This is a genomic window from Salipiger sp. 1_MG-2023 (assembly GCF_030547555.1).
Taxonomy (GTDB): domain Bacteria; phylum Pseudomonadota; class Alphaproteobacteria; order Rhodobacterales; family Rhodobacteraceae; genus Salipiger.
The window spans coordinates 1-26340 of record NZ_JAUOQN010000020.1 but is presented as its reverse complement, the minus strand read 5'-3'; the positions used below and the strand labels follow the sequence as shown (position 1 = coordinate 26340).

The 26340-nt window shown below is 64.7% G+C and carries 25 protein-coding genes, 2 pseudogenes and 1 riboswitch; of the genes and pseudogenes, 10 read left to right on the top strand and 17 right to left on the bottom strand.

What is annotated here, in order from left to right; translation table 11 throughout:
• Positions 1-38 precede the first annotated feature (38 nt).
• Genes cobF through cbiE form a run of 6 tightly spaced genes read right to left on the bottom strand, consistent with a single transcriptional unit; the run spans position 39 to position 5189 of the window.
• On the bottom strand, positions 39-794 hold the full coding sequence (gene cobF, locus Q4543_RS11480) for a precorrin-6A synthase (deacetylating) (RefSeq protein WP_303438426.1): 756 nt from the start codon (positions 792-794) through the stop codon (positions 39-41).
• Entirely contained in the window at positions 791-1516 is a 726-nt protein-coding gene (cobA, locus tag Q4543_RS11475; protein WP_303438424.1) for a uroporphyrinogen-III C-methyltransferase, read from the bottom strand. Before cobA ends, cobF begins: the two co-directional genes overlap by 4 nt.
• Positions 1513-2847 carry a cobyrinate a,c-diamide synthase gene (locus Q4543_RS11470; RefSeq protein ID WP_303438423.1) on the bottom strand — a complete coding sequence of 445 codons (1335 nt, stop codon included), beginning with the start codon at positions 2845-2847 and terminating at the stop codon, positions 1513-1515. Before Q4543_RS11470 ends, cobA begins: the two co-directional genes overlap by 4 nt.
• On the bottom strand, positions 2840-3634 hold the full coding sequence (cobM, locus tag Q4543_RS11465) for a precorrin-4 C(11)-methyltransferase (RefSeq protein ID WP_303438422.1): 795 nt from the start codon (positions 3632-3634) through the stop codon (positions 2840-2842). The genes Q4543_RS11470 and cobM overlap by 8 nt, the downstream gene beginning before the upstream one ends.
• Entirely contained in the window at positions 3631-3993 is a 363-nt protein-coding gene (locus tag Q4543_RS11460; protein ID WP_303438421.1) for a cobalamin biosynthesis protein, read from the bottom strand. The genes cobM and Q4543_RS11460 overlap by 4 nt, the downstream gene beginning before the upstream one ends.
• Entirely contained in the window at positions 3990-5189 is a 1200-nt protein-coding gene (cbiE, locus tag Q4543_RS11455) for a precorrin-6y C5,15-methyltransferase (decarboxylating) subunit CbiE (protein ID WP_303438419.1), read from the bottom strand. Before cbiE ends, Q4543_RS11460 begins: the two co-directional genes overlap by 4 nt.
• On the opposite strand from cbiE, the gene Q4543_RS11450 reads away from it, so the two are divergent.
• On the top strand, positions 5188-5943 hold the full coding sequence (locus Q4543_RS11450) for a cobalt-precorrin-6A reductase (RefSeq protein ID WP_303438417.1): 756 nt from the start codon (positions 5188-5190) through the stop codon (positions 5941-5943). The genes cbiE and Q4543_RS11450 overlap by 2 nt on opposite strands.
• On the opposite strand, the gene cobJ is transcribed toward Q4543_RS11450, so the two are convergent.
• Genes cobJ through Q4543_RS11415 form a run of 7 tightly spaced genes read right to left on the bottom strand, consistent with a single transcriptional unit; the run spans position 5916 to position 13929 of the window.
• On the bottom strand, positions 5916-6668 hold the full coding sequence (cobJ, locus tag Q4543_RS11445; RefSeq protein ID WP_303438415.1) for a precorrin-3B C(17)-methyltransferase: 753 nt from the start codon (positions 6666-6668) through the stop codon (positions 5916-5918). The genes Q4543_RS11450 and cobJ overlap by 28 nt on opposite strands.
• Positions 6665-7393: a precorrin-2 C(20)-methyltransferase gene (gene cobI, locus Q4543_RS11440; RefSeq protein ID WP_303438413.1), complete on the bottom strand. Its 729-nt coding sequence runs from the start codon at positions 7391-7393 to the stop codon at positions 6665-6667. The genes cobJ and cobI overlap by 4 nt, the downstream gene beginning before the upstream one ends.
• Positions 7390-8019 carry a precorrin-8X methylmutase gene (locus tag Q4543_RS11435; RefSeq protein ID WP_303438411.1) on the bottom strand — a complete coding sequence of 210 codons (630 nt, stop codon included), beginning with the start codon at positions 8017-8019 and terminating at the stop codon, positions 7390-7392. Before Q4543_RS11435 ends, cobI begins: the two co-directional genes overlap by 4 nt.
• 6 nt (positions 8020-8025) lie before the next feature.
• Positions 8026-9150, bottom strand: coding sequence for a cobalamin biosynthesis protein CobG (locus Q4543_RS11430; protein ID WP_303438409.1), 1125 nt, complete (start codon positions 9148-9150; stop codon positions 8026-8028).
• Positions 9147-12452, bottom strand: coding sequence for a cobaltochelatase subunit CobN (cobN, locus tag Q4543_RS11425; RefSeq protein WP_303438406.1), 3306 nt, complete (start codon positions 12450-12452; stop codon positions 9147-9149). The genes Q4543_RS11430 and cobN overlap by 4 nt, the downstream gene beginning before the upstream one ends.
• Positions 12453-12458: 6 nt before the next feature.
• Positions 12459-13517: a cobalamin biosynthesis protein CobW gene (gene cobW / locus Q4543_RS11420; protein ID WP_303438404.1), complete on the bottom strand. Its 1059-nt coding sequence runs from the start codon at positions 13515-13517 to the stop codon at positions 12459-12461.
• A complete protein-coding gene (locus Q4543_RS11415) occupies positions 13510-13929 on the bottom strand; it encodes a DUF1636 domain-containing protein (RefSeq protein ID WP_303438402.1) in 420 nt (139 codons plus the stop codon). The genes cobW and Q4543_RS11415 overlap by 8 nt, the downstream gene beginning before the upstream one ends.
• 93 nt (positions 13930-14022) lie before the next feature.
• Positions 14023-14232, bottom strand: a riboswitch (cobalamin riboswitch).
• Positions 14233-14269: 37 nt separating this feature from the next.
• Between Q4543_RS11415 and cobO the strand changes: the two genes are divergently transcribed.
• Entirely contained in the window at positions 14270-14881 is a 612-nt protein-coding gene (gene cobO / locus Q4543_RS11410) for a cob(I)yrinic acid a,c-diamide adenosyltransferase (protein WP_216004511.1), read from the top strand.
• 288 nt (positions 14882-15169) lie between these two features.
• Here cobO and Q4543_RS11405 read toward each other — a convergent pair.
• Positions 15170-15307: pseudogene (locus tag Q4543_RS11405) on the bottom strand (IS256 family transposase); the annotation flags it as partial.
• Between Q4543_RS11405 and Q4543_RS11400 the strand changes: the two are divergent.
• Positions 15301-15530 (top strand): annotated as a pseudogene (locus tag Q4543_RS11400) (hypothetical protein); the annotation flags it as partial. The pseudogenes Q4543_RS11405 and Q4543_RS11400 sit on opposite strands and share 7 nt — an antisense overlap.
• Positions 15531-15587: 57 nt before the next feature.
• On the opposite strand, the gene minE reads toward Q4543_RS11400, so the two are convergent.
• Genes minE through minC form a run of 3 tightly spaced genes read right to left on the bottom strand, consistent with a single transcriptional unit; the run spans position 15588 to position 17478 of the window.
• On the bottom strand, positions 15588-15893 hold the full coding sequence (minE, locus tag Q4543_RS11395) for a cell division topological specificity factor MinE (RefSeq protein WP_216004510.1): 306 nt from the start codon (positions 15891-15893) through the stop codon (positions 15588-15590).
• Positions 15890-16732, bottom strand: coding sequence for a septum site-determining protein MinD (gene minD / locus Q4543_RS11390; RefSeq protein WP_216004509.1), 843 nt, complete (start codon positions 16730-16732; stop codon positions 15890-15892). The genes minE and minD overlap by 4 nt, the downstream gene beginning before the upstream one ends.
• Positions 16729-17478: a septum site-determining protein MinC gene (gene minC, locus Q4543_RS11385; protein ID WP_303438397.1), complete on the bottom strand. Its 750-nt coding sequence runs from the start codon at positions 17476-17478 to the stop codon at positions 16729-16731. Before minC ends, minD begins: the two co-directional genes overlap by 4 nt.
• 852 nt (positions 17479-18330) lie before the next feature.
• Here minC and Q4543_RS11380 point away from each other — a divergent pair.
• The 7 genes from Q4543_RS11380 to Q4543_RS11350 all read left to right on the top strand — a co-directional run bounded on the left by Q4543_RS11380 (position 18331) and on the right by Q4543_RS11350 (position 25965).
• Complete coding sequence (locus Q4543_RS11380; RefSeq protein ID WP_303438395.1) at positions 18331-18618, top strand: DUF2218 domain-containing protein; 288 nt, start codon at positions 18331-18333, stop codon at positions 18616-18618.
• Between the two features lie 321 nt (positions 18619-18939).
• A complete protein-coding gene (locus Q4543_RS11375; RefSeq protein ID WP_303438394.1) occupies positions 18940-19785 on the top strand; it encodes an NAD(P)H-binding protein in 846 nt (281 codons plus the stop codon).
• A gap of 356 nt (positions 19786-20141) precedes the next feature.
• Positions 20142-20699, top strand: coding sequence for a heme NO-binding domain-containing protein (locus Q4543_RS11370; RefSeq protein ID WP_303438392.1), 558 nt, complete (start codon positions 20142-20144; stop codon positions 20697-20699).
• 74 nt (positions 20700-20773) lie between these two features.
• The gene (locus tag Q4543_RS11365; protein WP_303438390.1) at positions 20774-22447 is read left to right on the top strand and encodes an ATP-binding protein; all 1674 of its coding nucleotides are present in this window, start codon (positions 20774-20776) and stop codon (positions 22445-22447) included.
• A gap of 284 nt (positions 22448-22731) precedes the next feature.
• Positions 22732-22872: a hypothetical protein gene (locus Q4543_RS11360; protein ID WP_303438388.1), complete on the top strand. Its 141-nt coding sequence runs from the start codon at positions 22732-22734 to the stop codon at positions 22870-22872.
• A gap of 106 nt (positions 22873-22978) precedes the next feature.
• On the top strand, positions 22979-23476 hold the full coding sequence (locus Q4543_RS11355; protein ID WP_303438510.1) for a molybdopterin-dependent oxidoreductase: 498 nt from the start codon (positions 22979-22981) through the stop codon (positions 23474-23476).
• Positions 23473-25965 (top strand): PAS domain-containing hybrid sensor histidine kinase/response regulator, encoded by a 2493-nt coding sequence (locus tag Q4543_RS11350; protein ID WP_303438387.1) that lies wholly within the window; start codon positions 23473-23475, stop codon positions 25963-25965. Before Q4543_RS11355 ends, Q4543_RS11350 begins: the two co-directional genes overlap by 4 nt.
• Positions 25966-26340: the final 375 nt, after the last annotated feature.

The window sequence follows — 26340 nt, the reverse complement described above, 5'->3', positions numbered from 1 at the left end:
AGCTGCGCCGCGTCAATTGGTAATGCGTGGCGCGAGGCTTAGGGATCAGCGGTTTGCGCCCGTAGCAGATAGGTGTCCATGATCCAGCCATGGCGCGCCCGCGCTTCGGCCCGCGCCTTGATGATGCGCTGCGCGACATCGCCGATCCGGCCATGGTCCAGAATCTGTTTGGGCATTCCCAGAAAGGCGCCCCACCAGATATGTGTCTCGGGCGGCAGGGTCTGAAAGGCGCAATCGCCATCCAGCATCACCACCAGCGTCTCGGCGCCATCGGGCCAGCCGTGATCGCGCAAGCGTCGCCCGGTGGTGATGGTCACGAGGCCATTCACCGTGTTCAGCGTCAGCGCATGGGCCGCCGTCAGAGCCTGAATGGCGGTGATGCCCGGCACCACGCGCAGGCGCGGCACAGGGGCAAGCCGGCGCGCGATGCGCAGCGTGCTGTCGTATAACGACGGATCGCCCCAGACCAGCAGCGCCACCGGTCCGGACCGTTTTGCCTTGGCCAGAGCGCCCTGCCAGCGGCGGGCGATCTCGTCATGCCAATGCGCGACACGTTCGCGATAGGGCAGGGCAGGGTCGCGCAGCGGGTAGTCAAAGCCGATGACCTGCGCCTGCGTGCCGCTGGCCCTCAGGATGTCATGGCGTAGCGCGGCGAGATCATCCTTGCCCGCGCCCTTGTGCGGCACCAAGATCACCGCCGCATCGCGCAGCGCCTGCATGCCCTCGCCGGTGACATGCGCCGGGCTGCCGGTGCCGATGCCGATCAGCCAGAGATCTAGGGGCGCGGGCGTCATGCCGGCGCCTCGGCCAGCGGGCCATAGAGGATCAGCGCCGCGCTGTCGCCTACCTCGTGCGACAGCCGCTCGGCCAGATCGGAGACGTCCGACCGGGTGATGCGCTGTTCGGGGCGGCTGACATCCTCGGCAAGGATTGCGGGCGTTTCCGGCGGCAGGCCATGCGCCAGCAGCTGCGCCAGAAGCCCCGGAAAGGTGCGCTTGCCCATGAAGATTACGGTCGACGCGCTCGGATCGGCCAGCGCGGTCAGGCTGATGTCGCCCGGCAATTTGCCCGTCACGTCATGGCCGGTAACAAACTGCACCCGGCGCGCCGTCAGGCGGCGGGTCAGGGGGATGCCTGCCGCCGCTGCCGCCGCCACGGCGGAGGGGACGCCGGGGATGATCTCATAGGGGATACCGGCGGCGCGCAGGACGAGCAGCTCTTCCTCGAGGCGACCGAACAGGCCGCCATCGCCGGATTTCAGCCGGACCACCCGTTGGTCGATCCGGGCGTAATCCACCAACAGGCGGCTGACGTGATCCTGCCGGGGCGAGGCGCGCCCGGCGCGTTTGCCGACCCCGACAAGGTCGGCCCCGCCGCGCGCATGGGCAAGGATCGGGCCAGCGCTGAGATCGTCGAACAGCACGGCATCGGCCCGTTTCAGACGGTCCACCGCCTTGAGCGTCAGCAATTCGGGATCGCCGGGGCCAGAGCCCACGAAGCTGACAAAGCCGGTCATCGCGGGGCCTCTTGTGCAGAGATGAGGTGAAAGAACGTGCCGGTGACATGGCCTCGGGACGATCCGGTTTCGGGCACCGGCGCGCCATCGGCATCCGTCACCCGCGCCAGCGGCGCGTCGGGTTGTTCGATGATGGTCGAGTAGTGAAATTCATGGCCCATCAACTGCGCCCCCACAGCATGCCCCGGCATCGCGGCCAGCAGATCGACGCGCCGATAGCCCAGATGAAACCTGCGCTTTTCATAGCTGGTCACAAGGCCGAGCAGACCGGCCATCTGATGCGCGGTGCCCTGCTTGTCGATCAGCGCGGCGCCAAGCGCCATATAGCCGCCGCATTCGCCGTGAACGGGCCGCGTCTGGGCGTGGCGGATCAGCCCGTCGCGAAAGTTGTGCGCTGCTGCCAGCCGTCCGGCGTGCAGTTCGGGATAGCCGCCCGGCAGCCAGACCAGATCGGCGCTGGCGTCGGGGGCCTCGTCGGCCAAGGGGGAAAAGGGCAGTATTTCCGCGCCCGCCGCGCGCCAGCCTTGCAGCTGATGCGGATAGGTAAAGGAAAACGCCGCATCCTGCGCCAGCGCGATCCGCCCCGCCGGTGCCGATGGCAGCGGGCGTGCGGCTCCCTGACCATGCCGCCCCCGCGCGGCGCTTCGCAGCGCGTCCAGATCGACATGCGCGCGCAGGAAGGCGGCGTAGGCGGTGATCGCGGCCTCCAGATCGGGATGCTCGGCGGCTTGAACAAGGCCCAGATGCCGCTCTGGCAGGGCAAGATCGCCGCGCCGGGGCAGGGCGCCGAGCACCCTCACTCCGGCCCGCTCCATCCCCAGTCGTGCCAGCCGCTCGTGGCGAGGGGATGCCACGCGGTTCAGGATCACCCCGGCAAAGGGCAGATCGGGCTGGTAGGCCAAGAACCCAAGCGCGGTCGCGGCGGCGGATTGCGCCTGCCCGCTGACATCGACCACAAGCACCACCGGCCAGCCCATGTGCATCGCGGTTTCGGCAGAACTGCCAAACCCGCTTTGGCCGCGTGTGGCGACCCCATCGTACAGCCCCATCGACCCTTCGGCGACGCAGATATCCGCGCCCTGCGCCTGCGCCGTAAGTGCGCCCAGAAGGTCGGCCCCCATCGCCCAGCTATCCAGATTGAATGACGCCCGCCCAGAGGCGGCGCGGTGAAACGCGGGATCGATGTAATCGGGGCCGGATTTATAGGGCTGTACCAACAGCCCCTCGTCATGCAGCGCCCGCAGCAGGCCCAGCATCACCGTAGTCTTGCCGGTGCCCGAAGACGGGGCCGAGATCAGCAGGCCGGGCGGAAGGGCGGCTGGATCAATCATCGCCGTGGCTCCATCCTGCCCAAGGGCTGTCTGCGGTTTGCGGTCGGTAGCGCCGGTCGTAATCCACCGCATAGAGGCAGCTTTCGTCAAAGCCTTCACCGGCGAGCGCCGGGCCGACAAGGATCAGCGCGGTGCGGGTGATCTCTGCGCCGAGCCGCCCGGCAATGTCGCCCAGCGTGCCGCGAATGATCTGCTCATCGGGCCAGCTGGCGCGATAGACCACGGCAACGGGGCAGTCGGCGCCATAGGCCGGGGTCAGCTCGGCGGTGACGGCGGCGATGTTCTGGATCGACAGGTGAATGGCCAGCGTCGCCCCTGTGGCGGCGAAATTGGCCAGCGTTTCGCCCTTGGGCATGCTCGAGGCGCGCCCGCTCGTGCGGGTCAGCACCACCGATTGCGCCAGCCCCGGCAAGGTCAGCTCGGTGCCAAGCGCGGCGGCGGCGGCGGCAAAGGACGGCACGCCCGGCGTGACGGAAACGGGGATATCCAGCGCGCGCAACCGGCGCATCTGCTCGCCCATGGCGGACCAGACCGACAGATCCCCCGAATGCAGCCGCGCCACATCCTGCCCCTTGGCATGGGCGGTCTGGATATGCCCGATGATGGCGTCCAGATCCAGCGCTGCGGTGTTGATGATCTCTGCCCCCTCGGGGCAATGGGCGAGGATCGCCTGTGGCACCAGCGATCCGGCATAGAGGCAGACCGGGCAGGCCGCGATGATGTCACGGCCCCTCAGGGTCAGTAGATCCGCTGCGCCGGGACCGGCGCCGATGAAGTGAACGGTCAAGTCGCGTCTCCTATCGCGATTGCACAGGTTGCCAGCCTGTCTGGGGAAATCAGCCGCGCCGAGAGCAGGCGCGCGCCGGGCCCTGCCGCGGCGAGCGCCGCCGCTTCGGCAACGCTGCCGGTGCGGTAGCTGGCGCGCGACGCGTCGGATTGCGTCAGCACCGGCTGGTTTTCAAGGTGATCGGCAGGCACCGCGACCATGGGCAGGCCAAGCGCCCGCGCAAGCCCGGTGAAAGACGCGGCCTGCGCCTTGCCCGCTGCGGTGGCAAGGCGGTCCGGGGCGATGCCGTGCAGATCAAGCGCGCTGCGCAGGCTGCTTTCATCCGCCCCGCTGCGAAAACCAAACCCTGCGACGATCATAGCGTCACCGCCCATTGCACGATGGGATAGCTGGCTTTCCAGCCGCGCCGCGGCCCGAGTGGCGCGGCGCGGGCCAGTTCGATGCGCAGCAGATTGCCCCCCAGCCGCGCCTGCGCCTGCATTAGCAAGGCTTCGCTTTCCAGCGTCACGGCATTGGCCACCAGCCGCGTGCCGACCTTCAGGCGCGCCTCAAGCCAGCTCAGAAGCGTCGCGGACAGCCCGCCGCCGACAAAGACGCAATCGGGGGGCTGCAAGCCCTCTAGCGCGGTCGGGGCGTCGCCCTCGATGATCTGCAAACGGTCCACCCCAAGGGCGGCGGCGTTCTGCACAATGCGCGCGGCGCGGGCAGAGTGTCGTTCGATGGTCGTGGCGCTCAGGCTGGGATCGCTCAGCAGCCATTCGATGGCGATCGAGCCAGATCCGCCGCCGATGTCCCAAAGATGTTCGAACGGGCGCGGGGCCAGCGCCGACAGGGTCAGCGCCCGCACAGGGCGTTTCGTCATCGTGCCGTCACTGTCAAACAGCGCGTCTGGCCTCCCGCTGGCCAGCGGCACTGCCGTGCCTGTGCCGGAAATCTCGATGGCTGCGCAGACCGGGTGGGCAGGATCGCCGGTCACTCCGTCGGCGGCGCGCAGATCGCTGCGCCGGGCTTGCGACCCGCCCAGCGATTCCAGCACGCTGATCCGGGACTCGCCCCAGCCCTGTGCCGTCAGATACTGCGCCAAGGCCCGCACCGCCGCCCCGTCGCGCAGCAGCACGATCAGTCGCACGCCCGCCGCCAGCGCTGGGCGCAACCGGGTCAGCGGGGCCGCGTGCAGCCCGAAACAGCGCGTGGTTTCCAGCGGCCAGCCCATCACGCTGGCCGCCAGAGAAAAGGTCGAGACACCGGGCAGGGCGCGCCAGTCCTTGGGCGCAAGGTGGCGGGTCACGCTGGTCCCCGCCCCGAACCAGAAGGGATCACCCGAGGCCAGCATGACAACGCGCCGCCCGCGATGGCTTAGCAAGATGTCGATCCCGTCCGCGAAGGGCACCGGCCAGGTCACAAGCTCTGCCTCAAGCGGCGGCAGCAGCGCCAGATGACGCGGCGCGCCCATGATGATTTCCGCCTGTTCAAGCGCCTCAAGGCTTGCGCGCGGCAGCCCGTCCGGCGCATCTTCGCCAATCCCGATGATCGTCAGCCAAGGAGCCTCAGTCATGGCGCAAAACCCCCTCATCCTTGGCGGCACCACCGAGGCGACAGCGCTGTGCCTTGCGCTGAGCGAGGCTGGCATTGGCGGCACCATATCCTTTGCGGGACGCGTGGCGCGTCCGGTGCGCCAGCCGCTGCCGCAGCGCGTCGGTGGCTTTGGCGGCGTGGCGGGGCTGGTGCGCTATCTGAAAGAGCAGCGCATCAGTCATGTGATCGACGCCACCCACCCCTTTGCCGCACGGATGAGCCGTAATGCCGTTCGCGCCTGCGCCGAGGCGGATGTGCCACTGATCGCGCTCAGCCGGGCGCCGTGGCGCGCCGCGTCGGGCGACAGCTGGACCCATGTGCCCGATATCGCAGGCGCGGTCGCGGCGCTGAACCGCCCAGCGGCGCGGATCATGCTGGCCGTGGGACGGATGCATCTTGCCGAATTCGCCCCCAACCCGCAGCATTTCTACCTGCTGCGCCTGATCGATGCTCCGGATGCCCCGCTGCCCTTTCCGGAGTGCGAGGTCGTACAGGATCGCGGCCCATTCACCTATGCGGGCGATCTTGCCCTGATGCAGGCGCAACGAATTGATCTTGTCGTCTCCAAGAATTCCGGTGGCAGCGGGGCGCAGGCCAAGCTGCTGGCGGCGCGGGCGCTGGGCGTTCCGGTGGTTATGATCGACCGCCCGGCTTTGCCCGCGCGGCTTGAAACGCATGAGGTTGCAGCGGTTCTGCGCTGGCTGGGTCATGACAGGACCGATCGGGGCGTGTAGACGATCGGCCGCTGCCCGCCGTCGATCACCCGCGTGTTCGACGCGCCCACGATGACCACCGTGCGCATGTCCGCCATTTCGGGCCGCGTATCGGAAAGCGGCACGACGCGGATGTCTTCCTCCGGCGTGGACACGGCGCGCGCAAAGATCACCGGGCGCGCATCGCCGCAGGCCTGCTGCAACAGATCCAGCGCGCGCGCAAACCCTTCGGGACGGGATTTCGACCGGGGGTTGTAAAAGGCCATGGCGAAATCGCCCTCGACCGCAAGGCGCAGACGCTTTTCGATCAGGGCCCAGGGTTTCAGGTTGTCGCTAAGATTGATGGCGCAGAAATCATGCCCGAGCGGTGCCCCGGCCCGCGCGGCGGCGGCCAGCATCGCGGTGATGCCGGGCAGCACCTCGATGTGAAGTTCGCGCCAATGGGGCGGCCCCTGCTCCAGCGCCTCGAACAGGGCCGATGCCATGGCAAAGACACCGGGATCGCCGGAGGAGACCACCGCCACCCTGTGCCCCTGTGCAGCCAGCGTCAGGGCGTGGCGTGCCCGGTCAAGTTCGACCCTGTTGTCACTGGGATGCAAAGTCAGCCCGGCGCGCGGCGCGACGCGAGCGACATAGGGAATATAGCCGATCACATCGCTGGCCGCCGCCAGCACATCGGACACCTGCGGCGTTACCAGTTCATTCGCGCCCGGGCCCAGCCCGACGATCTTTACCCAGCCCGTCACGGTCTGCGCCCCTGTCCATGCACGACGATGATCGAGAAATACGGCGTGACCCGCCCCGCCGCCTCTGACAGGCGCTGCACGGTCTGGCCCGGCATGCTGGCATATTCGATCAGCCACGCATCGTCGTATTTCCCGGCGGCCACCAGCGCGGCGCGGATCTTGTCGATGTTGCGCCCGATTTTCATCACGACCAGCGCATCGGTGGTCTTCATCCGCTCGGTCAGGTCCTTGGCGCTCATCGTGCCCATCAGCACGGTCAGCACATCGTCGCCCCAAGTGATCGGAATGCCCGTGGCGGTCCATGCGGCCGACATCCCGGTGATCGCAGGCACGACCTGTATCGGAACCTCATCCTTCAGCCGGGTGTAAAGATGCATGAAGGAGCCATAAAAGAACGGATCGCCTTCGCTGAGGACAACCACATCCTCGCCCCGATTGGCGAGGCCTCGCAGATGCCCGGCGCAGTCGGCGTAAAAGCCCGAGAGCAGCTGATTGTAGCGCGGATCACTCAGGGGGATTTCCGTCGTGACCGGGTATTCCATCGCGAATTCGATCACGTCCGGGGGCAGCAGCCCGTCGATGATCGCGCGGGCCTGCCCGCTGCGTCCGGCCTTGCGGAAATAGGCGACATGGCGCGCCTTGCTCAGCAACCGATGGGCGCGCAGGCTCATCAGGTCAGGATCGCCCGGGCCAAGGCCGACGCCGTGGATCGTGCCGACGCTCATTCGGCGCGGCTCGCGATGGCGTTGATCGCGGCGACGGTGATGGCGCTGCCGCCCAGACGGCCCTCGACGATACAGCAGGGCACCGGCTGCGCCGCCCAGAGCGCGTCCTTGCTTTCACGCGCCCCGACAAAGCCGACAGGGCAGCCGATGATCGCGGCGGGGCGCGGGCAGGCCGGGTCTTCGAGCATGTTCAGAAGGTGAAATAGCGCGGTGGGCGCGTTGCCGATGGCCACCAGCGCCCCGCCAAGATGGGGGCGCCACAGCTCCAGCGCGGCAGCAGAGCGGGTGTTGCCCATCTGTGCCGCCAGATCGCGCACGCCGTCGTCATGCAGCGTGCAGATCACCTGATTGTCCGCCGGCAGGCGCGCGCGGGTGACGCCTTCGGACACCATGCGCGCATCGCACAGGATCGGCGCGCCGCCCGCAAGCGCCGCGCGCGCGGCCTCGGCAAATTCCGGCGACAGGCGCACATCGCGTTCCAGACCGACCAGCCCGGCGGCATGGATCATGCGCACCACGATGGGCTCTTCTGCGGGGGCAAAGCGGTCCAGATCGGCCTCGGCCCGGATCGTGGCAAAGGACTGGCGATAGATCGCGGCCCCGTCGGTTTCATAGGTATACGGCATCGGGTGTCAGAATGCTCCGGTCATCAGGTCTTGGGGGTGCAGCCCGGTCTTGAGGGGTCTGTCGCCTGCACAGCCCCCCTGCACGAGATCGAATTTGCCCTTTTGCCCGACCAGTGTCACATCGGCGGCCCGTGCGCGGGCACAGCCCTTGGCGCAGCCCGACACATGCAGGCTGCCTTGCACCTTTGGGGCCAGCGCCCGCGCAAGGCGGCGGGTTTCGACACTGGCGGAGGGGCAAAGCGGCGCACCGGGGCAGGCATCGATGCGCAACAGCGGATCGTCGGGCGCGGTGATAAATCCCTCCGGCGCGTGCATCCCGGTGCCTTCGAGCAGGAAACTGCGCCACGGCGTCAGCCTTAGCCCCGCCGTGCCCGTCAGGGCCTTGTCCAAGGCACGCGCGTCGATCTGCCCGAAGGGTGCGCCGACCAGCGCGCCAAGGGGATGCAGGCCGATTTGCGGGGCGCGCGCGGGGGCGCGGGGCGGCAGGTTTGACCAATCCGGGGGCAGGGGGGCGTGGGCCACGACAGAGGCCATCCGGCGCGCCTGTGGCGTGACATGATCGGCCAGCCAGTTCGCCATTTCGATCAGCGCGGGGATCGCTGTTTGCCCGGTTACGGCGCGGCCAAGGGCGGCCCCATCCGCCCGCAGGATCAGCCCGGTTTCGCCCTGTTCGATCCTGATATCCGCCGAGCATTGCGTCAGCTGCGGACCCGCCGGATCACAGTCGATCGCAAAGCCGATTTTCGCAGGCAGCTCAGGCAGATCGGCAAGGCGATCGAGCAGCGCGCCTGAAAGCCGGGCGGTCACGTCGCCTTCGGCCCAGAAGGGCGCGATCAGAAGGTTGCGGCGCGACTCGAACTTTGGATCGCTGTCGAGCAGACCTAGTGCGTTCAACCTCGCCAGAACCGGTTCATGATCCGCGTCAGCCACGCCGCGAATTTGCAGGTTCGCCCGATTGGTCAGGTCGATATATCCCGATCCGTACCGCAGCGCGATGTCGCACAGCCCTGCAGCTTGCAGGGCGGTCAGCCGCGCCAGCCTTGGCCGCACCCGAACGACCAGCCCATCGGCCGACATCATTGGCCGGTAGGCACCGGGGCACCAGCCCTTGACGGTGGGAGGCGCTGTCATTGCAGATCCTCCAGATCGGCGAGAACCGAATTGCGCCGGGTGCGCCACAGACCGGCCCGCAGCAGGTCGGCAAATCGCGCCTGCATCGCCGCGTGGGCCTGCGGATTGGCATCGCGCAGAAAACCGTCGGTTTCCGGATCGCCAAGCGTGGCGTCGTGGTAGAGGTCGAACAGATGCGGCGATACGGCCCCGGCCAGATGCGCAAAGCTGGCCATGTTGTCCAGCGTCGCGGCGATCTCGGCGGCGCCGCGAAAGCCATGTTGCTTCATCCCCGCGATCCAGCCGGGATGCGCGGCGCGGGCATGCACCACGCGGGCGATCTCTTCGGTCAGGGCGCGGGCACGGGGACGCTCGGGGATGGTGTTGTCCAGATGATAGAGCGCGGCGCGCCCGCCGGTGATCTGTTGCGCCGCGGCAAAGCCTGCCTCATGCGTGGCATAGTCGCTGGCCAGCAGAAGATCGGTTTCCGGCAGATCCTGCGCGTGAACAAAGCCGTCGGCCTGTGCCACAAGGTTGCGGATGCCGGCGATGTCCTGCGAGGCGGTTTCGCCATCGAGCGCCCAGCTGCTGGCGCTCAGCCATGCCTCACCCGCCATGCGCCGCCCGGCATCGGTGTAATCCTCAAGCGCCGCGCCCATCGCCAGACCGAATTCGCCGGGGGCCGGGCCATAGACCCGCGCAAGATCGTCGCGCCCGACATAGGGGTTCCAGTCCGTTGCCTCGTCGCGGGCGGCTAGCGCACGCACGGCCTGCGCAAAAAGCGCCGAGAGCGTGGGAAACACATCGCGGAACAGGCCGGACACCCGCAAGGTGACGTCGATCCGGGGGCGGTTCAACTCGCTTAGCGGCACCACTTCGATGCCCGAGACTCGCTCGGACCCGGCATCCCAGACCGGGCGAACGCCCAGAAGATCCAGCGCCATGGCGAAATCCTCGCCCGCGGTGCGCATGGTGGCCGAGCCCCAGAGATCGACGATCACCCCGCGCGGCCAATCACCTTCGTCCTGAAGGTGGCGGCGGATCAGCTCTTGCGCCAGCCGGGCGCCCTGAGCATGGGCCGCGCGGGTCGGCACCGCGCGCGGATCGGTGGTGAACAGATTGCGGCCCGTGGGCAGCACATCGCGCCGCCCGCGATAGGGCGACCCCGATGGACCGGGGGCGATGGACCGCCCGTCGAGCGCATCAAGCAGCGATTGGCGCTCTGCCGCGACAGACCCCGCCGTGGCAAAAGGCGCCTTGCCGCGCGGGGGGCGCCCCCAGATATGCAGCCCTTCGCCAAACTGGCTGTCCTTGATGTCGCAGACGAAACGATCGATGCGGGTGATGGCCTCGGCGCTGCAAGACGCCCCGTCGAGCCCCAGATCACGCTCGATCCCTTGGGTTTGCGCTTCGGCACGGATGTCGCTTTGCAGCCGGTCGCGGCGGCGGGGGTCCAGCCCGTCGGCGTTGGAAAATTCGTCCAGCAGAGACTCCAGCCGGGCCAGCCGGTCCGGTGTGCCGCTGTTGCGCAAGGGGGGCGGGATATGGCCCAATGTCACGGCGCCGATGCGGCGCTTGGCCTGCGCAGCCTCGCCGGGGTCGTTGACGATGAACGGATAGATCACCGGCAAGGATCCGGTCAGCACCTCGGGCCAGCAGCTGCCCGACAAGGCGACGGATTTGCCCGGCAGCCATTCCAGCGTGCCATGCGCGCCGATGTGGATCAGCGCATCGCATTGCTGCTGAAGCCAGAGATAGAAGGCGACATAGGCATGACGCGGCACGCGCGACAGATCGTGATAGCTGTCTTCGCGCCCGCCCGGCAGCCCGCGTTCGGGTTGCAGCGCGATCCACAGCTTGCCGCAGGGCATGGCAGCAAAATGAAAGGCGCCGTCATGGGCATCCGCGTCATCCTCGGGCGCGCCCCAAGCGGTGGTCAGCGCCTCCTGCATCGTGGCCGGTAGCCGTGCCAGCGCGCTCTGGTATTCCGCCAGAGGCCAGCGGGCGCCGCGCACGGCGAGCCCGGTTTGAAGCACATCGCCAGAGGGCGAGTTGCCAGTACCCGTGTCATATCCCGCAGCAGCCAGATCCTCGCAGATCACCCGCGCCGATTGTGGCGCATCGAGGCCGACCGCATGGCCCATGTTCCAGTCCTTGCCGGGATAGGTCGACAGTATCAGCGCGACGCGACGATCGACCGGCGGCTTGTCGGCAAGGTCCAGCCAGCCCATGACGCGGGTGGCGATGGCGTCGATCCGCTCGGGGTCGGGCTGATGGGCGTGGCGGGAAAACTGCAGATGCGCATCGCGCGGGCCGGGCTGCTTGAACGAGGCCACCCCGGCCAGAATGCGCCCGTCGACCTCGGGCAGAACCACATGCATCGCCAGATCGGCGGGCGACAGGCCACGCTCGCCCATAGCCCATGCCTCGCGGGTCGAGGTGGCGAGCGCCACCTGAAACACCGGCACCCCGGCGGCATCGAGCGGCGAGCGGCCATCGCCGCCCTTGCCGGAAAACGCGGTGGCGTTGAGGATGGCATCCGGGCGCAGACGCGCGATCTGGCGGCGCAGCCAGCCCGCGGCCTCTGGTGCCTTGAGCGATGGGGCGAACAGCGCCACCACATCGCAGCAGCGGTCGCGAAACGCGTGGAAAAATGCCTTGATCGGCGCCAGATCGGCCGCGACCAGATAGGATCGGTAAAACACGATGACGATGCGGCGCTGCCCCGTCAGCGCCTGCACTGCGGCAGGGCAGGTCAGCCCGGTTTCCGGTGTCCATGCCCCGACCGAGGGCAGCGCCTTGGGGCCTTGCACCGGGCCGGCGTAGAGCCCTGCCGCCAGCGCCAATTGCGCCAATGCCGCCTGCGCGGCGATGGCCCCGCCAGTGTCACAATGATGCGCCAGACGTCGCAGAGTGGATATCGGCAGGGTCGACATCTCGTCCAGCCGGCTGTCGGCCCGCCCGTCGCCGGGCAGGACCGCCAGCGCGATGCCATGGGTGCGGGCCAGCGACTGGATGTGTTGCAGCCCATAAGGCCAATAGGGCACGCCGCCGATCAGCCGGATCAGGATGCCCTTTGCGCCGGACAGCGTGTTCTCGACATAGGTATCGACCGACAGCGGATGCTTGAGCGCGGCGATATTGGCCAGCCTGAGCGAGGGCAGACGGCCCTCGGGCCCGCCGCCCCTGTGCCAGCCTTCCGCAAAGGCCCCGAGATCTGAATCCGACAGTGACAGCACCACCAGATCTGCGGCATCCTGCCCCAGATCGGTTGGCGTTTCGGTCTCTTCCAGCCCGTGGCTTTCGCGAAAGACGACATGCATCGGGGTTTACTCCGCCGCCCGGGGCCGGGCTGCGCCAAGAGCGGCATGGATCACGTCGGGGTTGATGTCGTGCTGTTCGGCGATCACCACCAGCCTGCCTTGCCGGGCCTCGCCGGGGTGCCATGGTCGATCATACTGATGGCGCACCCGCGCGCCCACCGCCTGCACCAACAGGCGCATCGGCTTGCCGGTGATGGCGGCATAGCCCTTGATGCGCAGGATGTTGTGATCGCGCGCCAAGCCTTCGATGGCGGCGACCAGCGCGGCGGGATCGGCCTGTTCGGGAAGATCGACAACGATGGAATCGAAATCGTCATGCTCGTGATCACCGTGGTCATCGTGATGGCTGGGCCGGGCGTCCATGTCATCTTCGGCGGCGGCCTCGAGCCCAAGGAGGATGCGCGGATCAATGGCGCCTTCGGCGACCTCGATCACCGGCAAGGGGCGCGACACTTCGGCTGCGATCAGCGCCTTGGCCTTGGCCACGCCTTCGGGACCGGCGAGATCGGGCTTGGTCAGCAAGATGATGTCGGCGCAGGAAATCTGATCCTCGAACACCTCCGACAGGGGCGTTTCGTGATCGATGCTGTCATCGGCCGCGCGCTGGGCATCAACCGCCGCCACGTCGGGCGCAAACCGGCCCGCCGCCACCGCTTCGGCATCGGCAAGGGCAATCACCCCGTCCACGGTGATCTTGGAGCGGATATCGGGCCAGTCGAACGCCTTGAGCAGCGGTTTGGGCAGGGCCAGACCCGAGGTTTCGATTAGGATGTGATCGGGGCGCGGGGTCAGCGCCATCAGCGCCTCGATGGTCGGGATGAAATCATCGGCGACCGTGCAGCAGATACAGCCATTGGCCAGTTCGAGAATGTTTTCCGCCGGGCATTCGGGGATCGCACAGCTTTTGAGGATGTCGCCATCGACGCCGACATCGCCGAATTCATTGACGATCACCGCCAGACGCTTGCCGCCGGGGTTCTGCATCAGTCCGCGGATCAGCGTGGTCTTGCCCGCGCCAAGAAACCCGGTGATCACGGTGACGGGAAGTTTCGCAAGATCAGTCATTGAGGGCCTCTTCGGGTAGGGTCATCGGGGGGATACGGGCGACGCAATTGCGCTTGAAATGCTCGGGGCGCTCGCGCCATGGGATCAGCCCGTCGCTGGTGGCGTGATAGCGCGCGGCGCCGTCGAGGATCATCTGTGGGTGATCCGCCTCGTCGACATTGGCAAAGACATAGGTCCATTTGTCATCGCCGCCGCGCAGGGCAACGGTGCAGCCGTGGTCGCAGTTTTGCAGGCACTCGACCGGCGCAACGCTGATGCCGGGCCGCAGCTCCAGCGCCCGGATCCGCTCATAAAGCGCCTGCCCGGGGCGGCGCCCGTCCGGCGGCATATCCCGGCCCCGGCGGCATTTGACGCAGACCAGAAGCTGCGTCGCCGGGCCATCCCCACTGGCGGAGTCTTGTATGTCTGTCATGGTCCTCGGTCCCATTTTAAAATGGAACGCGGGTCTGATGGCGAGGCGGCACTGACCTGCAGAGCGATCCCCGACACCGGAACACCCCGTCCGGTCGTGGCAAAACGCGCTGGCAGGTCTCCCGGCTCACAGAGGTCAGGGCAATGCCCTGCGGTGGATCTGCCTTCCCAGCCATCGGCCAGTGGCGGTGATCCCCAGTCCTTCCGTTCACGGTCGCGGGGGCGGCTGTACTTGACCGAAAAGCTTCGGGTGCACATTCCCTTTTCACCTGTTTACACAGGCACCAACACGGGTGCAGATGCTCGCAATCCGATTGCATTGTCAAGAACAAGGACCGTCAATGACCGATGAGCTAAACACGCGCCACGCGGAAAAGATGCGCAAGATCAAGCAGGCCCGTGACAAGATGATGCAGACCAAAACCGAAGAGAAGGGTCTGATCATCGTCCATACCGGCACCGGCAAGGGCAAGTCTTCATCGGGGTTCGGAATGATCATGCGCTGCATCGCCCATGGCATGCCCTGCGCCGTGGTTCAGTTCATCAAGGGCAATTGGGTGACCGGCGAAAAGATGTTCCTGCGCGAACGCTTTGCCGATGAATGCCGGTTCTTCGTCTCGGGCGAAGGCTTCACCTGGGAAACCCAGGACCGCGAACGCGACATCGCCGCGGCGCAAAACGGCTGGAAACTCGCCAAGGAGCAGATCCTCGACCCCAAGATCCGCTTTGTGCTGCTTGATGAAATCAACATCGCCCTGCGGTATGATTATCTGGATATCGACGAGGTCGTCGATTTCCTGCTGCATCAGAAACCGGAGATGACCCATGTCTGCCTGACCGGGCGCAACGCGAAACCCGAACTGATCGAGGCGGCGGATCTTGTCACCGAAATGACGCTGGTCAAGCATCCGTTCCGCGATGGTATCAAGGCGCAGAACGGCGTGGAGATGTAAGCCATGGCGCAGGCATCGAGGCTTCAGGGCGCCGGCTCCGGCCTCGGCGCCTCCATGCCGGTGTCTGGGCCGCGCCGCCGGTAATCGCGGCGTTTCGAGGGCAGGAAAAGGGGCTGCCCGGCGAGTGCCGCAGCCAGGTCGGTATGACCGATGGAAAGACCTTCCCACGCTCAAGATGCCCGTCACATCGTCGCTTGAAGCAGGGCGAGGTACGCACACCCACCGCAGGAAACCTGTCCAGACGGTCTCGGCCACGGGCGGCCTCAGGCACAGGTCGCAGGTTCAGCGAAGGCGGGGCACCAGCGCCGTGTCGCGCTGGGAATTGCGCCACGTCGCGCGGGGGGCAGCCCGCTCGTGTCGTCCAGCATCCATCAAGCCGTCGACAGCGGCTGGCATCATCAGTCGCAGGACTGCCTCGGCAATGCTGGAGTGGATATCCCCGCCGAAGACGGTAGAGACTAAACCTGTCGTGACATTGCTTCGCGCGTCCTTCGTCCTGATCGGTCAGCGGAGGCTCTGCCTGAAACGGATGGGCCAATCTTTCATGGCACGGGACTTCGACCGCCAGATCGCGGACATCCGAATCCGTATCGCAGCGCTCAAACCTTATTGTGCGCTTGGCATAGCGGTCACCGTGCCCGTAGGATAAATCCGCCTGAGGAAGGGGCAGTTCGCCCTTCACCCGATTTGTGCGACAAAAACCCTGCTATCTTGCTCTTCTGCCTCTGAGCCCGGAGGCCACGGGTTTTTCCTGCTTTGCCGACGGGATTTCGATGTTGATCTCAAGGCTGGAAATCTCGTCGTTCCGTTCCATCTGGATGTCGACGTCATCTTCCTTGATCTGCATGTACTTACCGATAACCGCGAGAATGTCGGCCTGAAGCATAGGCAGGTAATCCGGCCCATCCGACCCATCGTGGCGCTCGTGGGCAAGCAGGATCTGCAACCTGTCCTTCGCCGTTTGCGCGGTTTTGGCGCGGCGTGGTCTGAGCGAAAAACCAAAGAGACTCATGCCGGCGCTCCGAAGAGGCGGCTGAAGAAGCCGGGTTTCTTCTCTTTGCTCATGCTCATGTCGACTTCTTCGCCAAGCAGACGCGCCACCGCAGCCTCGTAGGCTCTGCTCGCCTCAGAGGGCTCATCCAGCACGATGGGCATGCCGACGTTCGAGGCGCGCAACACAGCCGGGCTTTCGGGCACAACGCCCAGCAGCGGCACCGCAAGAATTTCGAGCACGTCGTCGATCGTCATCATCTCGCCCGCATCGACCCGGCGCTGATCATGGCGGGTCAGAAGCACCTGCGCCTTGACCTCTGTGCCTTCGTCTTCGGCCCGCTTGGTCTTGCTTGCCAGAAGGCCCAGAACCCGGTCGCTGTCGCGCACGGACGACACTTCGGGATTGGTGACCACAACGGCTTCATCGGCAAAATACATCGCCAGTTGCGCGCCGCGTTCGATCCCGGCAGGGCTGTCGCAGATGATGTAATCGAACTGCTCTTTCAGCTCATTGAGCACCTTCTCGACGCCATCCTGGGTCAAGGCGTCCTTGTCGCGGGTCTGCGAGGTCGGCAGGATCGAAAGCGTATCGAGCCGTTTGTCTTTTATCAGCGCCTGCTTGAGGCGCGCTTCGCCCTGAATGACATTGATGAAGTCAAAGACGACGCGACGTTCGCAGCCCATGATCATGTCGAGATTGCGCAGGCCGACGTCGAAATCGATCACGACCGTCTTGTGGCCGCGTTTTGCCAGTGCGGCAGCGATCGCCGCGGCAGAGGTTGTCTTGCCCACGCCACCTTTGCCCGACGTGATGACGATCACTTTGCCAAGCGGATCTTTATCTTTCAGTTGTGTCATACAAACCTCTCAATGCAGAGTGTTTCGTCTTCGAGAAAAGCCTGAACGTTGCAACCTCGCAGGTCAGAGTCGATCGTCTCGCTTGTTTTGAAGAGTCCCGAGATCGCAAGAAGCTCGGCCTCGAGCTTGCTGCAGAAGATTCTGGCGCTTGCGTCGCCGGTGGCGCCCGCCATGGCGCGGCCGCGCAGGGTGCCATAGATGTGGATATTGCCAGAGGCCACAACTTCCGCACCGGAAGAGACCGAACCGACAATCGTCAGATCGCCACGTTCGGCCACGACCATCTGACCGGACCGTACATGCCTGCGTATGATCTTGTTTTCAGGGGGCTCAACAAGACGCTGCCGCCTCGGCGGCGCAGCACGCGCTGGCTGCTGCAGCGGCGTGTCCCGGCCGATCAGAACCTGAATCAGGCCAAGTTCTTCGGCGAGGGCCTTCTGCTGCGGGTTGGCGTTTTGCACACCGAAAAGCAAAAGCCCTTTGGAGCGGATCGCCCGGATCACATTGTGCAGAAGATCCCGGCTCACCAGCCCCGGCACCGCGGCGAGATCCAGCAAGACAGGGGCCCCGATCAGCAGATTGGCAGCGGTTTTGATCTTTTCATCCAGCGCGGCATAAAAGCTCTCGTCTGGCGACTCGACGTCGATTCTGATCGCGATGGCTGTAAGAAAGCGACCGCGAACCTGAAACGGCTCTGTTCGCACCGAACCACCTGTGGGCCAATGCCTTGCGTCATTATCCTGCACAGGGAAACTGCGCTCCTGCTCTGTGGTTGTTGCGTTTGACCACGCTTTTCGTTTCGCCGCTTCTACAGATCTTGCCGCCGCGCGCCACCGAAATCCTTCTCTACAGAGTTTGGCAGCAGGCCTTCGCCGTCAATATGCAAAGTTGTACCGCTGGCGAATTCTTGCGCATCTTTGTGAGGGCTGATTTGTGTCAACCGGGCGCAATCTGCTCAGGTTGAGCCGCTAAATGGAATGGGAGGTGTTGCAGGCCTCCTGCCCAAGGCGGGCCGGCTCCGGCTGCCCATGGACGGCAGGCGATGAGGATGATCCTGCCGATGACGGCTGTCGTGCAAACTGTTCCCCGCGAAACCGCACGATGAGCCGTGTGAGGTTTCCCCGCCGGGACGTACCGGGCCAGACCGCGACTATGCGCAAGGGCGCGAATTGTCATTCCGGCAACAGGCGAGCCAGCGTCCCCTCGGCCTCACCCCGGGCCGCGATATGCCTTCGCAACACCGTGGCACCGAGAGTCTGTCACGCGAAATGGTCGAGCGCATCAATGCTATCGACATTTAACCGCGCTTGGCCGAGGATACTGACCTCTTCACCATTGGGGCCAGTCAGTCGGGTGTCTTCAGATCGATGGCGATAGCGCGGCCAGTCCCACTCCTCGAACTCGGCCGGGTGGGCGGCAGCATATTCCGCGCCAACCACCAGCGCCCGCTCGCTTTGGCCCAGCCCGCGCGAGGATGGCCATGGGCCTGAACTGGTCGATCAATGTCCCGCTCACCGGCATTATGACTTCCACATTCAACGAAGACACGGGGCAATCAGCTGGCGATAGACAATCCTTGCAACGCGAGGAACGAGACCATGAACGCCACAGCCCTTGTCAGGACCGACAAAGCCGAACGCTATCTTGGCACGCTGTGCAAGCATTTCACTCACAAGGTGTCGGTGAGCTTTGAACAGGGCGCGAAAGAGATCGCCTTACCCCTCGGCACCTACACCCTGACTGTGCAGGACGGCGGCCTCATGCTCACTGCAACTGCCGCCGATCAGGCTTCGCTTGAGCGTGTGGCCGAGGTCATCACCAGCTATTTTGAACGCTTCGCCTTGCGTGAAAACGCCAAGCTGAACGGGACCTGCGCGGCGGCCTGATAGGTGCAAACCGAGGCCGGAGAATGGCCAATGAAGACGACCCCCAGCAGATGAACCGCGGAAGCCATTTGACGGATGTACCGATGCCCTCGCGTCCAGGAATACTGTTGCGCTCTTCAGCAAAATGAAGGGAAGTACCAGCAAGCTTGGTGAGGAACACGGCCCCTTCATCTTTGATGGGCCAGCGCCCACGACGGTCAGGCGATGCTATGGCACTGGTGCGAATACAGTTTCGCCGTTAGCCAAGCCAGTCACGGATACCCGCAGCATGGCCGGCGCCCTCGACCAGCCATGCTGCCCAAAAGACGAACGGAGAGCCTGATGATCACTGCCGTCACCGCCGTTTCTGGCCAGCTCGGGGCGGAAATCGCCCGCAAACTCATGGCGTTGCCCAATGCCACCCCCGTCATCGGGCTGGCCCGGACGCCGGGCAAGGTCCGCGATCTCGGGATCGAGATCCGCCCCGGTGACTACGACAAGCCCGAACAGCTTCGCGCCTCGCTCAGCGGCGTCGAAGCGCTGGTGCTTGTCTCGGGAATGGCGCCCCCCGAAGATCGTATCGGCCAGCACCGCAATGTCATCGAGGCCGCCAAGGCCGCAGCTGTGCGCAAGATCGTCTATACCAGCATTCAGGGGCCGGAGCAGGGCACCGCGTTCTCTGCTGTGGTGCAGAGCAATCGCCAGACCGAGGCCGACATACGCGCCTGCGGGCTCGACTGGGTCATCGGGCGCAACGGCATCTATATCGAACCGGATGTGGAATATATCGACAGTTACCGTGCGCAGGGCGAGATCGCCAACAGCGCAGGCACGGGCAAATGCGGTTATGTGACCCGTTCGGAACTGGCCCATGCCTATGCCGCGATGCTGATGCAGCCCGCCCACAACGGGCAGACCTTCGACCTGAACGGCGCGCCGATCTCTCAGACCGAACTGGCCGCCCACCTGAACCGGACCTTTGGCACGGATCTTGGCTACCGCGTCATGTCGCCCGAAGACTTCGTGGCGGATCGCAGCGCAGAGCTGGGAGATTTCCTCGGCCCGATCATCGGCGGCATCTATGATGGCATTCGGCTCAACGCCTATGATCGCCCGGGGGATTTCAAAGCCGTCATGGGGCGCCCGCATCAGCCGTGGGGCGATTATTTCGCCTCGCTGCGACGCTGAACAGCGCTGGTACATTTCGAAGTGACGCAGATGCCCGCGCCCCGCTCTGCCTGTCCGAGAGCAGGGCCACGGCCTTGGCCGAAATCTGGAAATTCGATATCCGGAGCGGCCGGGTTGCGTTCGCGATATTCGTGCCTTTGGCGGTGACCTTTTGCGAGGGGCAAAGGACGCGTGGGTAAATATCCGGTGTTTCGTTGTTTTAAACCGGCAGTCGGGTAGGCTGTGCCCCGGCACTGGTCTGGAATTGGGCTGTGACAGGCATCGCTTGCGCGCCCGTGCGGGACCGGATGACAGGATTTTCCCAGCCGCGCTGCCTGCGCGGTTGACACGATACCGACGGGAAAAGGGGCGCGACCATGAAGGGCGTAATATTCGTAGAACTGATCAAGATGGCCGAGCAGACCTTTGGCGAAGACACCGTGGACACGGTTCTTGAAAAGGCCGACCTTGAGAACGGAGGGGCCTTTACCACGGTGGGCAACTATCCCTGCTCGGAACTGGTGAAGATCGTGCTTGCCTTCAGCGACCATTCCGGGCTGAGCCCAGACGCGCTTCAGCGTGCGTTCGGACACTGGATGATGGGGGTTTTTCTTGAAAACTATCCCGAATTCTTCGTGGACAAGACATCGGCCTTTGCGATGCTTGAAGCGGTGGATCAGGAAGTGCATTTCGAGGTCAAGAAGCTGTATCCCGAAGCGGAACTGCCCCGGTTCGACACCCGCCGACACGGAGACAACCGTCTGGAAATGATCTATTCTTCGCCGCGTCCGCTTGACGCCTTTTGTCAGGGCCTGATCGAGGCCTGTCTGGCGCATTTCGGCGAAGAGGGCAGCATCAGGCGGGTGGCGCATCCTGACATGCCAACATCGACGATCTTTGACATCACCTTGACGGGCGAGCGTCAGAACGGATGACGGAGTCTGGTGAAGACCGCGTATCACGCGCGCGATATGAGCGCGCTCTGAAGGCCCGGGAAGAGGCCGAGGCCTTGCTCGAGCAAAAGAGCCGCGATCTGTTTCTGGCCAATCAGAAACTGTCGGCCTATTCCGCCGATCTGCAACAGGCTGTTCTGGAGCGCACGGCGGAGCTGCGCCTTGCGCTGGAGCGAGCAGAGGCCGCCTCGGCGGCGCGCAGCCGGTTTCTGGCCACGATGAGCCACGAAATCCGCACGCCACTGGGCGGGCTTCTTGGGATGATCGATTTGCTGTCGATGGACGAGGCCGATCCCGAAAAGCTGGAATTGCTGACCAATGCCAAGACCGCCGGTGCAGGCTTGAACCGCATCGTCAACGATGTGCTCGATTTCTCCAAGATGGAGGCGGGCGTCTTTCTGTACGAGGAAGAAAATGTCGATATTCGTGCGCTGATCGAAAGCATTCGCATCCTTGCCGCGTCGCATGCGCATGGCGCCAACCGCAAGCTTATCGCACGGATCGACGAGAGCGTCCCCAAGCTGTTTCGCGGCGATGCCACGCGGATGCGACAGGTCGTCTCGAACTTCGTCAACAATGCGCTGCGGTTTTCGACCGATGGTCCGGTCATCATCCGCGCGCAGGCGTCGCCTCATCCCGACGGGGCCATGTTGCGGGTCGAAGTCGAAGATTTCGGCGTTGGTATCGCGCAATCCCAGTTCGAACATCTGTTCAAGGATTTCACCCAGATCACCAATCCGCTGACAGCGGCGGCGCAGGGCACCGGGCTGGGCCTTGCGATCAGCAAGCGGATCATCGACGGGATCGGGGGCCGGATCTCGGTGAACAGCACCGAAGGCGAGGGATCGACATTCTGGTTCGAGGTGCCTGTGCAGGTTGTGTCCCGACCCGATGCGCAAGGGGGGGCAGAGAACGCCGATCACAGCGGTCTGGCGGCGGCGGACGCCACGGGCAAGCGCGTGTTGATCGCCGAAGACAATATCATAAACCAGAAACTGCTTCTGGCTTATCTTGATCGCATGAATATCAAGGCTGATCTGGCCGAAAACGGGCGCGTCGCCCTCGAGAAATTCGCGCCGGGAAAATACGATCTTCTGCTGATGGATGTAGCGATGCCGGAAATGGACGGGCTAGAAGCCACCCGCCGGATTCGGGACAAATGGCCAGCCTCGCAGATCCCGCCCATCCTTGCCCTGACCGCGCATGTCATGGATGCCATCGAGGAAGAGGCGCATCTGGTTGGCATCGACAGAATCCTGAGCAAGCCCATTCCCTTCGAGGATCTGAAGCTCGCAATCGAGATCGCATTGGCGTCCGCCGGTCGCACGGGCCGCGATGCATCGCCAGCGCCCGTACTGAATGACCCCGAGATGTCGCAGGGCTCCGGGAACCGCTCGTTCTTCGACCTGATGTCGCCGGATGCGTATGAAATGCTGCTGAATGTCTTTGGTGAGGACGGGCTGCCTGACTTTGCAGCCAATTTCGTCCGGGATTCCACCACGCGGATCGAGGCCTTGCTGGCAGCCGAACAGGCGGGCGATAGCTTCGAAGTCGGTATTCAGGCGCATTCCCTGAAAGGGGCGGCGATGGCGTTCGGCTTTGCCGACATGTCGGAATGGGTTCGCCAGATAGAAGCCGAGGAAACGCAGCTGCATGATCGAACGGTCAGGCAGACCGCCGAGAAATTCCGCGCGAAATTGCAGATGCTGGGCGCGTTGCTGGATCAATGACTGTCGTCGCGGGGTGCGGGCCTGGAACTTGAACCTGTAGGTCAGCGACAGGCTGCCGCTGGTCATGCCCGGCCCGGGCGCTTCGCCCTTGTTCCACGGCCAGCGGTTATTGCTGTAGTTGTTGTAGAAGTCATCGTTGAACCGATAGCTGTCGTCCGGCTGATAGGTGCCCTGTTCGCCGGGCAGATGTCATTTGTCGGCCCCCGCGCGGCGCTGCCACGCAAGGTCGCCGTTATCCGAAAGCCGCGCGTGAACGGTTGCAGGTGCGGCCCGGAGCAAGACAGGTGTCGGGGCGGGCGGACATCGGCTTTGCCGAAATGATCGACATGGATCTGTTCGATGTGGGCACAGGCCGCATCGGACGTGACCTCTTGCTGATCGTATTGACCGTTCCGGCAGTGTTCTCTGGGCGCGGCGCGTCTTGATGTGCCAATCCTATCCTTTTGGATAGGTAGCTCGACCAATGCGCGGCTATCCATACGGCATCGCCCGTGAGACAATAGGACATCAGCTCATGAGGGTATCGTGACAATGCGTGTTAATCCGTTCCAGATTGCGGCCCGGCTTGCCGTGGTTTCGTTTTGCCTAGCCATCGCGAGCGCCGTTCAGGCGCAGGGGCCGGTCCTGCTGACCGTGTCGGGCGATATCGCCGGCCCCGACGCCGCGCAATTCGATCTTGAGGCGCTGCGCGCCCTGGGTGAAAGCGACATCGAAACTGAGACGATCTGGACCGACGGCGCGCACCGCTATACCGGCGTGCGGCTGAGCGATCTGCTGGATCATGTCGGCGCGACGGGCTCGCAGATCACCGCCACCGCGATCAACGACTATAGCGTGACGATCCCCGTCTCGGACGCCACCGCCGACGGGCCGATTATCGCTTACGAGATGGACGGCGCAGCGATGTCTCGGCGCGACAAAGGGCCGCTCTGGGTGATCTACCCGTTCTCCTCTTCCAGTGACTACCGCACCGAAGTGATCTATTCTCGGTCCATATGGCAGCTCGACCGAATGACCATCACGGAATGATCCAGCTCATTCAGGCCCGCGCTGCGAAGCTGAAAGCCTGGACACGCACCTGGGTGTTCCTGATCGTTCTCGGGGGGCTGTGCAGTGCCGCCATCGCATATCTTGTGGCCGAGACCGTGCGCGAGCTGCGCTACCTGCATTCGGCGCGCTCGGACAATGTGCATTGGGTCATGTCGCAGGCCGAAGTGGAAAATCTGGATTTCCGCAATGCCGTCGATCTGGCGCGTATCGAACCCTCATCCGCCAGGCTGACGCAGGTCGTCGTGAGATTCGATGTGTTCTACAGCCGAATGGTGACGCTTGGCACGGCGTCGCTATACGGCGACCTGCGCAGTATCGATGGGTTCGGCGGCCCAGTGGCCGAGATCCGTGCCCGGCTTGACCAGTTGATCCCCTTGATCGATGGCGACCGCGCGGCCCTGCGCGCCGGGCTTGCCGATCTGTCCCGCGAGGCGGGGGAGATGCGTCTCTTGCTGCGTCAGGCAACGACCGCGGGGCTGCATTTCTTCGCCGAGCGGTCCGATCAAAGCCGGGAATCCTTTGCGCTGACGCTGATGCAGCTTGCGCTGTTCTCGGTGGCGCTTTTGCTGGCGCTGGCCTTTCTGTTGCAACGCACCCTGCGGATCGGGGCGCAGTCGCAGCTGCGCGGGCAGGAACTGGCGCAGGCCTACGCGCGGCTCAACGTCATTCTGGAGACGTCGCTGGACGCGGTGGTGGTATGCGATCTGGATGGGCGCATCCTGAACTTCAACAGTGCCGCCGAACGTATTTTCGATCATGCCGTCGCCGATGTCCTTGGCAAGGAAATTGCGGAGATCCTCGTGCCCGATCATTTGCGAGCGGCGCATGATGCCGGAATGACGCGGATGCGCGAGCGCGGCGAACACAGGGTGTCCGGGGCCGGGCGCGTCCGGCTTGAGGCCAAGCGGCGCAACGGCGAGGTTTTCCCGGTCGAGATGGCGCTGGAAACGGCGCAGGCCGGAGAAGACCAAGTGTTCGTGGCCTTTCTGCGCGACATCTCGACCCGCGTGGCCAGGGAAAATGAGCTGGTGGAAGCTCGCGACAAGGCGCTTGCGGGGGAAAAGGCGAAATCGGATTTCCTTGCCATGATGACCCATGAAATCCGCACACCGCTGAACGGACTGTTGGGCAATCTGGCACTGATCGGCAAAACCACGCTGACCCCGGTGCAAGAGCGCTATGTGCGCAACATGGATATTTCGGGCAAGTTGCTGATGCATCACGTGGATGCGGTGCTGGATGTGGCGCGCTTTGAAACCGGCGCATCGATGGTGCGCGAAGAGGTGGTGCATCTGGGAAATCTGGTGCGGGATATCGTTCATAGCCAATCCTCGGCGGCCGAAGCCAATGGCAATCTCATGCAATGGGATTGGGTCGGTGAGGCAATCGAATGGGTCCGGCTGGATGGTTCGCGCCTTCAGCAGGTGCTGGTGAATCTGCTGGGCAACGCCATCAAATTCACCCGTGACGGTCACATCCAGATCGAAATCGAACAAACGCGCGAGTCCGAAACCGACTGGCTGGAATTCCGGGTGATCGACAGCGGCATCGGTATTTCCGACGATGACCAGTTGCGCATCTTCGGCGATTTCCAGACGGTCGATGACGCCGCCACCCTTGGCAGCGCGGGCACCGGGCTCGGGCTTGGCATCGCGCGGCGCTTTGCCGAAGCGATGGGCGGAAGCATCGGTGTGGAAAGCGAACCGGGTGAGGGCAGCGTGTTCTGGGTCAAGGTGCCACTGGTGCCGGCCGATCCGCCGCAGAGCGCCGATCAGCCCCCACGCGCTGCGCAGGAATTGCCCGGACAGGACGTGCTGCTGGTCGAAGACAACGAGATCAACCTTGAACTGGCCCGCGCGCTGCTGGTGTCGCTGGGCCATCGCGTCACCGAGGCGCGCGATGGCGAAGACGCCGTTGCCATTGCAAGCACGCATCGCTTTGATCTTATTCTGATGGATATCCGGATGCCGCGCCTCGACGGGCTTGGCGCTACCGTTGCGATCCGAAGCGGGCAGGGCGCGAGCCGCGACGTGCCGATCATCGCGTTGTCGGCCAATGTGCTGCCAGAGGCCAGAGTCCGTTTCACCGAGGCAGGCATGTCCGGGTTCCTGCCCAAACCGCTGACCGAAGCGGATCTGCGACAGGCGCTGCACCGGTTTGCCGCCGCGACGCCTCATGCCCAAGGCGCGCCCGCGTCAGATCCAAAGGCGCAGCTGGTCGCGCGCTATGCGAGCGAGACCGGAGAATTCTTTGACTGGCTCGCAACGGGGCCGGAAGACATGGCCGAGATCGCCAATCGTGCGCATCAGATTGCCGGAAGCGCCGCGGCATTTGGGCAGATGGATCTGCGCGGTGTCCTTGCACGGCTCGAAATCCATGCCAACGCGGGCGACCGGGCCGCGACGGTTGCTGCCATGGCCGAGGCGCGTGCCGTTTGGAAGGTCGCCCCCGATCCCGTTCTGGGTTGACCCCGCGCGGAGTTGTGTCGGCAAAGCGCCGACAACGCCTGCCACCGCGTCGCGGGTGAACAACGTGGCGGGTGCCGCGCGTTGCTCTCATCTGCACGGCTTGTATTGTGTCTCCCCCGACGGCTGATCGAACCCGATGGTCTGATGACACTCGGGGATGGCACCTTTGCCGGCATCGAGGGCCGCGGTGAGAGCGATTGCGGATAGAAGGACCTTCGGGCAGCTGTCGTGGCGGGTGAAGCCCCGTCCCCCGACGGGCTTGGTATCAAGACTGTCGTTCTCGCCCGCCGCTCCGATCTAACAGGCCGCTGAAAAACACCTGCTGTAAGGAACGTTTTCCCTTGAGCTGGCGTTCGATGCAGCTCGGTTCGCGAG

Excerpts from the sequence above, each read along its gene's own strand:
- cobF (WP_303438426.1), bottom strand. The coding sequence starts at position 794 with ATGACGCCCGCGCCCCTAGATCTCTGGCTGATCGGCATCGGCACCGGC.
- cobA (WP_303438424.1), bottom strand. The coding sequence starts at position 1,516 with ATGACCGGCTTTGTCAGCTTCGTGGGCTCTGGCCCCGGCGATCCCGAA.
- Q4543_RS11470 (WP_303438423.1), bottom strand. The coding sequence starts at position 2,847 with ATGATTGATCCAGCCGCCCTTCCGCCCGGCCTGCTGATCTCGGCCCCG.
- Q4543_RS11460 (WP_303438421.1), bottom strand. The coding sequence starts at position 3,993 with ATGATCGTCGCAGGGTTTGGTTTTCGCAGCGGGGCGGATGAAAGCAGC.
- Q4543_RS11450 (WP_303438417.1), top strand. The coding sequence starts at position 5,188 with ATGGCGCAAAACCCCCTCATCCTTGGCGGCACCACCGAGGCGACAGCG.
- cbiE (WP_303438419.1), bottom strand. The coding sequence starts at position 5,189 with ATGACTGAGGCTCCTTGGCTGACGATCATCGGGATTGGCGAAGATGCG.
- cobI (WP_303438413.1), bottom strand. The coding sequence starts at position 7,393 with ATGAGCGTCGGCACGATCCACGGCGTCGGCCTTGGCCCGGGCGATCCT.
- Q4543_RS11435 (WP_303438411.1), bottom strand. The coding sequence starts at position 8,019 with ATGCCGTATACCTATGAAACCGACGGGGCCGCGATCTATCGCCAGTCC.
- Q4543_RS11430 (WP_303438409.1), bottom strand. The coding sequence starts at position 9,150 with ATGACAGCGCCTCCCACCGTCAAGGGCTGGTGCCCCGGTGCCTACCGG.
- cobN (WP_303438406.1), bottom strand. The coding sequence starts at position 12,452 with ATGCATGTCGTCTTTCGCGAAAGCCACGGGCTGGAAGAGACCGAAACG.
- cobW (WP_303438404.1), bottom strand. The coding sequence starts at position 13,517 with ATGACTGATCTTGCGAAACTTCCCGTCACCGTGATCACCGGGTTTCTT.
- Q4543_RS11415 (WP_303438402.1), bottom strand. The coding sequence starts at position 13,929 with ATGACAGACATACAAGACTCCGCCAGTGGGGATGGCCCGGCGACGCAG.
- cobO (WP_216004511.1), top strand. The coding sequence starts at position 14,270 with ATGACCGATGAGCTAAACACGCGCCACGCGGAAAAGATGCGCAAGATC.
- minE (WP_216004510.1), bottom strand. The coding sequence starts at position 15,893 with ATGAGTCTCTTTGGTTTTTCGCTCAGACCACGCCGCGCCAAAACCGCG.
- minD (WP_216004509.1), bottom strand. The coding sequence starts at position 16,732 with ATGACACAACTGAAAGATAAAGATCCGCTTGGCAAAGTGATCGTCATC.
- Q4543_RS11380 (WP_303438395.1), top strand. The coding sequence starts at position 18,331 with ATGAACGCCACAGCCCTTGTCAGGACCGACAAAGCCGAACGCTATCTT.
- Q4543_RS11375 (WP_303438394.1), top strand. The coding sequence starts at position 18,940 with ATGATCACTGCCGTCACCGCCGTTTCTGGCCAGCTCGGGGCGGAAATC.
- Q4543_RS11370 (WP_303438392.1), top strand. The coding sequence starts at position 20,142 with ATGAAGGGCGTAATATTCGTAGAACTGATCAAGATGGCCGAGCAGACC.
- Q4543_RS11355 (WP_303438510.1), top strand. The coding sequence starts at position 22,979 with ATGCGTGTTAATCCGTTCCAGATTGCGGCCCGGCTTGCCGTGGTTTCG.
- Q4543_RS11350 (WP_303438387.1), top strand. The coding sequence starts at position 23,473 with ATGATCCAGCTCATTCAGGCCCGCGCTGCGAAGCTGAAAGCCTGGACA.